Here is an 8818-nt window from a genome sequence, read left to right on the forward strand (position 1 = left end):
CGTATGAAAACCGCTCAAGAGTTCCGCGCTGGCCAGGTTGCCAACATCAATGGCTCCCCCTGGGTCATCCTGAAAGCCGAGTTCAACAAGTCCGGCCGCAACAGCGCAGTCGTCAAGATGAAGCTGAAGAACCTGCTCAACGGTTCCGCCACCGAGACCGTGTTCAAGGCCGACGACAAGCTGGAACCGGTAATCCTGGATCGCAAGGAAGTTACCTACTCCTACTTCGCTGATCCGCTGTATGTGTTCATGGACAACGAATTCAACCAGTACGAGATCGAGAAAGAAGATCTGGAAGCCGTACTGACCTTCATCGAAGACGGCATGACCGACATCTGTGAAGCCGTGTTCTTCAACGAGAAAGTCATTTCCGTCGAACTGCCGACCACCATCGTCCGCCAGATCGCCTACACCGAGCCGTCCGTGCGTGGCGACACCTCCGGCAAAGTGATGAAGACCGCTCGCCTGAACAACGGTGCCGAGCTGCAGGTTTCCGCATTCTGCGAAATCGGCGACTCCATCGAGATCGATACCCGCACCGGCGAGTACAAATCCCGCGTCAAGGCCTAAGCCTTTCGCGAGATGTGAAAAGCCCGGCCTAGGCCGGGCTTTTTGTTGCCTGCGATTCAACCGTCGCGGTTATTGCAGGTGCTTCTTCAGTTCGGCGCCGGCCTGGCGCATGGCCGAGCGCACCGCCGGGACCTGGTTGACCACGTTGAGCAGGCCGTAGTCGTGGATCATGCCGTTGTAGCGCACGGCGGTGACCTCGACGCCGGCGGCGTCCAGCTTGCGGGCATAGGCTTCGCCTTCGTCACGCAGCACGTCGAACTCGGCGGTCTGGATCAGGGTCGGCGGCAGGCCCTTGAGCTGCTCGGTGGTGGCGCGCAGGGGCGAGGCGTGGATCTCGGCGCGCTGCTTCGGGTCGGTGGTGTAGCTGTCCCAGAACCACTGCATCATCGGCTTGGTGAGGAAGTGCCCCTGGGCGAACTGGTTGTACGAGGCGGTTTCGAAGTTGGCGTCGGTCACCGGCCACAGCAGCACCTGGGCGCGCAGCTTCGGGGCGCCCTGTTCCTTGGCCATCAGCGCGACCACCGCCGCCATGTTGCCGCCGACGCTGTTGCCGGCCACGGCCAGGCGCGAGGCGTCGACGCCGATGTCCTTGCCGTGCTCGGCCACCCATTTCGTGGCGGCGTAGGCCTGGTTGATGGCGGTGGGGTACTTGGCTTCCGGCGAGGGGGTGTAGTTCACGTAGACGGCCACCGCGCCGGAGTTCACCACCAGGTCATGGATCAGGCGTTCGTGGGTCGGGTAGTCGCCCAGCACCCAGCCGCCGCCGTGGAAGAACATGAACACCGGCAGGTCGCCCTTGGCGCCTTCGGGGCGGACGAGGGTCAGCTCCAGGGGCTGGCCGTTGACCTGGATGCTCTTCTTCTCGACTCGGGTGCCGGAGAGGTCGACCTTCACGCCGGCCTGGGCGCCCACCAGCACGGCACGGGCATCCTTCGGCGCGAGGGTTTCCAGGGGCTTGCCGTTGCCGGCTTCGAGGGCTTCGAGGAAGGCCTGGGTGGTGTGTTCGACGCCGGGGCTGCCGGCGGCGAAGGCGCTGCCGATGGACAGGGCGAGAAGGCTGCCGGTGAGGAGGGTGCCGATGCGCTGGGTGTTCATGGTGGTTCTCCGCTGGATTCGTTTGGCTTCGTAAAATATTGCGCGCTAACTAAGTGCGTGATGTGGAAATTAGCGATCATTTAGTTTGCGCGCAAGATGTTTATTCAGAAGAAAACCGAATAACAACCCAGCGAAACAGGAATAAGGCCGTCAGACGGCCTTTTGCAGGCTCCTGCGCAGGTTCACCAGTTCGTCCTTCAACTGGCCGAGGCTGGCGATGTCCATCTCGCTGGCCGCGAGGATGCAGGCGGGCACGCGCTGGGCCTGCTTGTGCATGGCACGGCCCTTGTCGGTCAGGTGCAGTTCGACCACGCGCTCGTCGGCGCTGCTGCGGGTGCGGGTGATCAGGCCTTCGGCTTCCAGGCGCTTGAGCAGGGGGGTGAGGGAGCCCGGGTCGGTGAGCAGGCGCGCGCTGATATCGCCCACGGTGATGCCGTCGCCTTCCCAGAGCACCATCATCGCCAGGTACTGCGGGTAGGTGAGGCCAAGCTCCTGCAGCAATGGCTTGTAGACCTTGGTCATCAGCAGGGAGGTGGAATACAGGGCAAAGCACAGCTGGTTGTCGAGCAGCAGGTCGTCGCAACGTTCGAGCGGGGTGTTCATGGCGGCCTCCTTGGGGGCTGGAATGGTCGTAATTTAGCGCACAAGCCTTTCGTGAGCAAAATTTGACCGGTTCTCATTTCGGCGCACGGGGGCTTGCGCCGCCGTGCGCAGCAGCCAGAATTGCCGGCTAGACCCCTGCAAGGAGAGCTGCAAATGACCGATGCCCAGAACCCCTACCAATCGCCCCAGGCGGAGCTGACCCACGAAGCCACCGGCCTGCCGCTGGCCGCCCGCGGCTCGCGCTTCGGCGCCGCGCTGATCGATGGGCTGATCCTGTTGTGCGTCACCATCCCCATCAGCTACCTGCTGGGTGTCTACGATGGGCTCATGGAGGGCGTGCAGCCCGGCTTCGGCCAGCAGGCGCTGGGTTCGCTGGTGGGTATCGTGGTGTTCCTGGCGATCAACGGGCACTTCCTGAAGAACTACGGGCAGACCGTCGGCAAGCGAGTGCTCAAGCTTGCCATCGTCGACCTGCAGGGCAACAAGCCCGAGTGGATCACCATGTACCTCAAGCGCTACCTGCTCTGGGGCCTGGTCGCCTACATCCCGATCATCGGCGGCCTGATATTGCTGGCGAACTACCTGTTCATCTTCCGCGCGGATCGCCGTTGCCTGCATGACCTGACCGCCAGCACCCGCGTGGTGCAACTGCCCAATTGACCCATCGGCCTCGGTAGCCCGGGCTTCAGCCCGGGACTGAGGGGCTGCACTGATGGGTTTCGCTGCGCTCTACGCCATCCTACGGGTAGGGCGGGTGAGCCCCTCAGGCCTGCCCCAGCCCGCTCAGGGCCAGGTCCCAGGGTGGCACGGGGCCGAAGCGGTTCTTGAGAAATTCCAGCAACAGCCGGCTCCGCGAGCTGGCTTCGCCTTCCAGGCGCAGGGCATAGATGCCGCTGGGCTCCGGGGCGGGCAAGCCGTTTTCGCAGAGCAGCGGTACCAGTTCGCCACGCAGCAGGTAGTCGCTGATCAGCCAGGTCGGCAGGTGGGCGACGCCCAGCCCGGCGACGGCGCTGAACAACAGGGTCTCGGCGTTATTGGCCGTCATGCGCATGCGCCGGGGGCGGATCACCTGGCTGCGGCCCTCCACCTCGAAACGCCAGGCGTAGGGTGGGGCGAGGGCGTCCCAGTCGAGGCCGTCGTGGTCGGTCAGCTCGCGCGGGTCCTGGGGCACGCCGCGCCGGCGCAGGTAGTCGGGGCTGGCACAGAGCACGCGGACCAGCGGCGACAGCGGTGTCGCCACCAGGCGGGTGTCCGCCAGCGGGCCGATGCGCAGCACCAGGTCCACCTCGCCCAGGTGGGTGCCGTGCATATCGATGAAGCTGTCGATCAGCCGCAACTGCACGTCCAGCCCCGGGTAGGTGACGAGGAATTCGGCGATGGCCGGCGCCAGGTGGCGACGGCCGAAGGGGGCGGGCGCATCGATGCGGATCAGCCCCTCCGGCGCGCTGCTCAGGGACACGGCCTCGGCCCGTGCCAGGCGCAGCTCGGCGAGTATCCGCCTGGCCCGTTCGGCGAAGGCCAGCCCCGCCGGCGTCGCGCGCACCGCATGGGTGCTGCGGGTGAAGAGGGTGCTGCCGAGGCTGCGTTCCAGGGTGTCGATGCGCCGGGCCACGGCCGAGGGCGTCAGCGGATGGCGCCGGGCGGCGGCGGAGAAGCTGCCGGCCTCGAGCACGTCGAGGAAGAGGGCCAGCTGTTCGGTCAGAGCATCGGGATTCATGGTGGTGCCTATGCCAATTACGCAAAGCCATTGTGCGTTGCTGTGCGTTTCCGTGCTAGCCAAGGCTGCGTAGCATGCGCGGCATCTGATCGGAGGCCTTATGGATCTGTTTGCTATCGCGTTGAATGTGCTGCTCGGTGCGGCCCTTGGCACCCTGGGTGGGTTGTTCGGTATCGGCGGAGGGCTGATTGCCATCCCCGCCCTGGGGGTGCTGTTCGGCCTCGACCAGCAACTGGCCCAGGGCACTGCCCTGGTGATGGTGGTGCCCAACGTCTTGCTCGCACTCTGGCGCTACCACCAGCGCAACCGCATCGACCCGCGTTACGCGCTGCTGCTGGCGGTGACCAGCTTCGGCTTCGCCTGGCTGGCTTCGCTGTTCGCGGTGCGCCTGGAGGCGGAAAGCATGCGCCTGGCCTTCGTCGGCTTCCTGCTGGCCCTGGCGGCCTACAACTTCGCCCGCATGTTCATGGCCAAGGCCACGGTCAGCGCGGAACTGCGCCATCCCTGGCCCTGGCTGGGCGTGCTCGGCGGGTTCGCCGGTGCCATGGGCGGGCTGTTCGGGGTGGGTGGGGCGGTGGTCGCCACGCCGGTGCTGACCAGCGTCTTCGGCACCACCCAGGTGGTTGCCCAGGGGCTGTCGCTGTCCCTTGCCGCGCCCAGCACCGCAGTGACCCTGGCCACCTACGGCCTCAACCATCACGTCAACTGGGCGATGGGCGTTCCCCTGGCTGTCGGCGGGTTGCTCAGCATCAGCTGGGGTGTCCGCCTGGCCCATGCGCTGCCGGAGCGCGTGCTGCGCACGGCGTTCTGCGTCTTCCTGCTGGTCTGTGCGGTGATGCTGGCGTTCGAGTGATCGAGCCTGCGCGGGGGCGGGCCGCCTGCATCCTGCGGGAACGCTGCTGGGCTTCGCCAGAGCGAAGCCCAGCACCACTCACAAGCGGAAGCCTTCGACGATGTGCTCGGCCAGGGTCTCGGTCACCGGTGAGCTGCTGCGCGGATTGCGTACCAGCACGATGCTGCAGGCGGGCAGGGTGGGCAGGCCCTCGGCTTCGCCCAGGATGCGCATGTCGGGCGTGATCAGGCTCTGCAACTGGGCGGTCACCGCGAGGCCGGCGCTGACCACCGCCATGATCGCCGACAGGCTGGGGCTGGTGTAGGCGACGCGGTAGGGGCGCTCGATGGCGTCCAGTGCGTTGCAGGCCCAGGCGCGGCAGAAGCAGTCGGTGTTGAACATCGCCAGCGGCAGCTGGGATTGCTCATGAGGGCTGAAGCCGATGGCCTCGGCCCAGACGAAGCGCTCCTGGCGCAGCAACTGGCCGATCTCGGTGCCCGGCTCGCGGGTGATGATCGACAGGTCCAGGTCCTGGCGTTGCAGCAGCTGCGAGGACGACTCGCAATGCACTTCGACCTGCACCAGCGGGTAGGACTGGGCGAAGCGCGAGAGGATGCCCGGCAGGAAGCGCATCACATAGTCATCCGGCGTGCCGATGCGCACCGAGCCGACCATGTGCGGCTCGCGCAGGGTGGTCATCACCTCGCCGTGCAGCTTGAGGATGCGCCGCGCGTAGCTCAGCAGGATCTGCCCCTCGGCGGTCAGCCGCACCTGGCGGCCGTCGCGCTCGAACACCGTGCGCTCCAGCACGTCCTCTTCCAGCCGCTTCATCTGCATGCTCACGGCCGACTGGGTGCGGTTGACCACTTCGGCCGCGCGGGTGAAGCCGCCGTTGTCGGCGATGGCGACGAAGGTGCGCAGCAGTTCCGTGTCGATGGCGGGGTAGCTCATTCATCAATTCTCGAGATGCAGTGCATAAGAAACATTCGTTGGATTGATCATATGCGTCGCAGGAAACTGGCGCCAACCCCACAAGGAGGGCGATGCGATGAAAGGTCAATTCGGTTTCGTAGGCACGCTGCACCCCACCCACCGGCCCGCCGTTCGTGGCCCTCAACTTTCCATCGGCGCGCGCCTGCTGCGCTGGTACCGGCTGTACAGCCAGCGCCGGGAGCTCGCCGGCCTGAGTGATGCCATGCTCAAGGACCTGGGCCTGTCCCGAGGCGACGTGATGCAGGAAAGCGAACGGCCGTTCTGGGACGACCCGCTGGCCAAGTGACCCCACATGCAGTGAACCCACACAACAAGGAAACGCGATGCAAGTCGAAGTCAGGATCGTGAATGCGTTCGTCGATGGCGGACAAGGTGGCAACCCGGCTGGCGTGGTGCTCGATGCCGATGCGCTCACTGCCGTGCAGAAGCAGGCGATCGCCGCACGGCTCGGGTTGTCGGAGACGGCCTTCGTCTCCGCCTCCGCCCAGGCCGCCTTCAAGCTGGAGTTCTTCACCCCCAACCGGCAGATCCCCCACTGCGGCCACGCCACCGTGGCCACCTTCTCGCTGCTGCGCCAGCTGGGCAAGGTCGGCGAGGGCTGGAGCAACAAGGAAACCATCGACGGCAATCGCGACATCTACATCGAAGGTGACCGCGCGTTCATGGAGCAACGCGCACCGCAGTACCAGGACGTCGAGCCCGGCTCGCGCCTGCTGGCGGAAAGCCTCGCGGCCCTGGGCCTTGCGCCCGGGCAACTGGCCGAGGGGCTGCTGAGCTCGCGGGTCAGCACCGGTGTCGCCTTCGTCGTCGTGCCGCTGCGCAGCGAAGCCGATGTCGCCGCCATCCACACCGACCTGGCGGCCCTCGAACGCATCAGCGAGGAGCTGGACGTCATCGGCTTCTACGCCTTCTCCCGTGACAGCCGCCAGCCTGGCCGCGTAGCCGGTGCACGGATGTTCGCGCCGCGCTTCGGCATCCCCGAGGAGCCCGCCACCGGCATGGCCGCCGGCCCGCTGGCGTGCTACCTGCACGACCGCGTGGGTGTGCCCGGCGCACACTTGCTGATCGAGCAGGGCTACCTGATGCGGCCGGCCTCGCCCAGCCTGATCACCGTCGACCTGGACCTGGACGGCGAAGGGCGCATCCAGCGCCTGATGGCCGGCGGCAACGCCCAGGTGGTGCGCACGCTGAGCCTCGCCATCTGACCCGAGGAAGGAGTTCCCGATGGCCCCTGCCTTCGAACTGGCGCAACTGAACATCGCGCGGATGCTCGCCCCCCTGGAGTCGCCCGGCATGGCCGATTTCGTGGCCAACCTGGCGCGCATCAACGGCCTGGCGGAAGCCTCGCCGGGGTACCTCTGGCGGCTGGAGGACGACGGCGGCGACGCCACGGCGATCCGCCCCTTCGGCGACGACGTGCTGGTCAACCTCTCGGTCTGGCGCGACATGGAGTCCCTGCGCGACTTCACCTACCGCGGCGCCCATACCGAGATGCTCAAGCGTCGCAGCGAGTGGTTCTCGCGCATCGGCGACGCGCACCTGGTGTGCTGGTGGGTGCCCGCCGGGCATCGGCCCGACGCGCAGGAAGCCGCCGAGCGCCTGGCCCTCCTGCGCGAGCGGGGGCCGGGGTCCGGGGCCTTCACCTTCCGCCATCCCTTCCCGCCGCCGGCCCCGCTCGCGGGCGATGGGAAAGCCGCTGTCGCGGGTGCTAATGTCCTCGGCTGATTCCCGCGCAAGGACCGCTCCGATGCCCCTCGAACTCAGCGCGGCCGAAGCCCGCCGCCTGGCCCTGGCCGCCCAGGGCTTCCTGCGGCCGCCCCGTGGCGCCGTCCGTGCCAGCCACATCCGGACGCTGGCCGGGCGTCTCGGCGTCGTGCAGATCGACTCGGTCAACGCACTGGTGCGCTCGCACTACCTGCCGTTCTTCTCGCGCCTCGGCGCCTATCCGCGCGAGCTGCTGGACGAGCTGGCCTGGGGCAGGCCGCGCCGCCGCGAATTCTTCGAGTACTGGGGCCACGAGGCTTCGCTGCTGCCCCTGGCGCTCTACCCGGCGATGCGCTGGCGCATGCAGCGGGCTGCCCAGGGGCGGGGCATCTACCAGCAGCTGGCGCGCTTCGGCCGCGAGCAGCAGGAGGTGATCCAGCGCGTGCTCGCCGCCGTGCACGAGCAGGGCGCCCTGGGTGCCGGGGCCCTGAGCACCCGCCAGGAACGCGCCGGCCCCTGGTGGGACTGGAGCGCCGAGAAGCACGCGCTGGAGTGGCTGTTCGCCGCCGGCGAGGTGACGGTCGCGGGGCGGCGCGGCTTCGAGCGGCTCTACGACCTGCCCGAGCGGGTGATCCCGGCGGACCTGCGCAATGGCGCGGAGCTGGCCGAGGCCGATGCCATCCGCCAGTTGTTGCTGCACTCGGCCCGGGCCCTGGGCGTCGGCACCGAGAAGGACCTGCGCGACTACTTCCGCCTCGACGTCGCCGATGCCCGCCAGGGCCTGGCCGACCTGGTGGAGAACGGCGACCTGCAGAGGGTCGCGGTGCGCGGCTGGAAGCAGGTGGGCTACTGCCTCGGCGAGCCGGCGGTGCCGCGTAAGGCCAGGGCCAGCGCGCTGCTGTCGCCCTTCGATTCGCTGATCTGGGAGCGCGCCCGCACCGAGCGCCTGTTCGACTTCCACTACCGCCTGGAGATCTACACCCCGGCGGACAAGCGCCGGTACGGCTACTACGTGCTGCCGTTCCTCCACGACGAGCGCATCCCCGCCCGCGTCGACCTGCGCGCCGAGCGTGCCCACAGCCGCCTGGCCGTGCACGCCCTGCACGAGGAAACACCCGGGCTCGGCGAGGCGGGCCTGCACGCCCTGGCCGAGAACCTGCGCCGCCTCGCTGCCTGGTTGGGGCTGGAGGAGGTCGCCATCACCTGCCAGCGCCCCGGAACCCTGCGCCTGCGCGCGGCACTGGCGGGGTCGGCTGGCTAGAGGCGCCCGTCGAGTGGGCCTCGTGTTCACGCGGGGGGAAGGG

The 8818-nt window shown here is 67.7% G+C and carries 11 protein-coding genes; 7 read left to right on the forward strand and 4 right to left on the reverse strand.

Annotation, left to right across the window (positions count from 1 at the left end):
• Nucleotides 1-3: 3 nt before the first annotated feature.
• Nucleotides 4-570: an elongation factor P gene (efp, locus tag DMX10_RS27870; protein ID WP_111264149.1), complete on the forward strand. Its 567-nt coding sequence runs from the start codon at nucleotides 4-6 to the stop codon at nucleotides 568-570.
• Between the two features lie 69 nt (nucleotides 571-639).
• Here the strand turns inward: efp and DMX10_RS27875 are convergent, their stop codons facing one another.
• Both DMX10_RS27875 and DMX10_RS27880 read right to left on the reverse strand, forming a co-directional pair.
• Entirely contained in the window at nucleotides 640-1665 is a 1026-nt protein-coding gene (locus tag DMX10_RS27875) for an alpha/beta hydrolase (RefSeq protein WP_111264150.1), read from the reverse strand.
• 150 nt (nucleotides 1666-1815) lie between these two features.
• Complete coding sequence (locus DMX10_RS27880) at nucleotides 1816-2268, reverse strand: MarR family winged helix-turn-helix transcriptional regulator (RefSeq protein ID WP_111264151.1); 453 nt, start codon at nucleotides 2266-2268, stop codon at nucleotides 1816-1818.
• Between the two features lie 153 nt (nucleotides 2269-2421).
• On the opposite strand from DMX10_RS27880, the gene DMX10_RS27885 reads away from it, so the two are divergent.
• Nucleotides 2422-2928, forward strand: a complete 507-nt coding sequence (locus DMX10_RS27885; RefSeq protein WP_021216696.1) for an RDD family protein — start codon at nucleotides 2422-2424, stop codon at nucleotides 2926-2928.
• A 103-nt stretch (nucleotides 2929-3031) separates the two neighbouring features.
• Here DMX10_RS27885 and DMX10_RS27890 read toward each other — a convergent pair whose 3' ends face one another.
• On the reverse strand, nucleotides 3032-3985 hold the full coding sequence (locus DMX10_RS27890) for a LysR family transcriptional regulator (protein ID WP_111264152.1): 954 nt from the start codon (nucleotides 3983-3985) through the stop codon (nucleotides 3032-3034).
• Between the two features lie 100 nt (nucleotides 3986-4085).
• On the opposite strand from DMX10_RS27890, the gene DMX10_RS27895 reads away from it, so the two are divergent.
• A complete protein-coding gene (locus tag DMX10_RS27895; protein ID WP_111264153.1) occupies nucleotides 4086-4838 on the forward strand; it encodes a sulfite exporter TauE/SafE family protein in 753 nt (250 codons plus the stop codon).
• Nucleotides 4839-4916: 78 nt separating this feature from the next.
• Here DMX10_RS27895 and DMX10_RS27900 read toward each other — a convergent pair whose 3' ends face one another.
• Nucleotides 4917-5768 (reverse strand): LysR substrate-binding domain-containing protein, encoded by an 852-nt coding sequence (locus DMX10_RS27900; protein ID WP_111264154.1) that lies wholly within the window; start codon nucleotides 5766-5768, stop codon nucleotides 4917-4919.
• Between the two features lie 97 nt (nucleotides 5769-5865).
• Here DMX10_RS27900 and DMX10_RS27905 point away from each other — a divergent pair, with 97 nt between their 5' ends.
• Genes DMX10_RS27905 through DMX10_RS27920 form a run of 4 tightly spaced genes read left to right on the forward strand, consistent with a single transcriptional unit; the run spans nucleotide 5866 to nucleotide 8775 of the window.
• The gene (locus tag DMX10_RS27905; RefSeq protein ID WP_111264155.1) at nucleotides 5866-6096 is read left to right on the forward strand and encodes a DUF1127 domain-containing protein; all 231 of its coding nucleotides are present in this window, start codon (nucleotides 5866-5868) and stop codon (nucleotides 6094-6096) included.
• 37 nt (nucleotides 6097-6133) lie between these two features.
• Entirely contained in the window at nucleotides 6134-7015 is an 882-nt protein-coding gene (locus DMX10_RS27910; RefSeq protein WP_111264156.1) for a PhzF family phenazine biosynthesis protein, read from the forward strand.
• A gap of 19 nt (nucleotides 7016-7034) precedes the next feature.
• A complete protein-coding gene (locus DMX10_RS27915; protein WP_111264157.1) occupies nucleotides 7035-7535 on the forward strand; it encodes a DUF3291 domain-containing protein in 501 nt (166 codons plus the stop codon).
• A gap of 22 nt (nucleotides 7536-7557) precedes the next feature.
• Nucleotides 7558-8775, forward strand: a complete 1218-nt coding sequence (locus tag DMX10_RS27920; RefSeq protein WP_111264158.1) for a winged helix-turn-helix domain-containing protein — start codon at nucleotides 7558-7560, stop codon at nucleotides 8773-8775.
• Nucleotides 8776-8818: the final 43 nt, after the last annotated feature.

Source organism: Pseudomonas sp. 57B-090624 (assembly GCF_003234055.1).
In the GTDB taxonomy this organism is placed as follows: Bacteria; Pseudomonadota; Gammaproteobacteria; order Pseudomonadales; family Pseudomonadaceae; genus Metapseudomonas; species Metapseudomonas tohonis.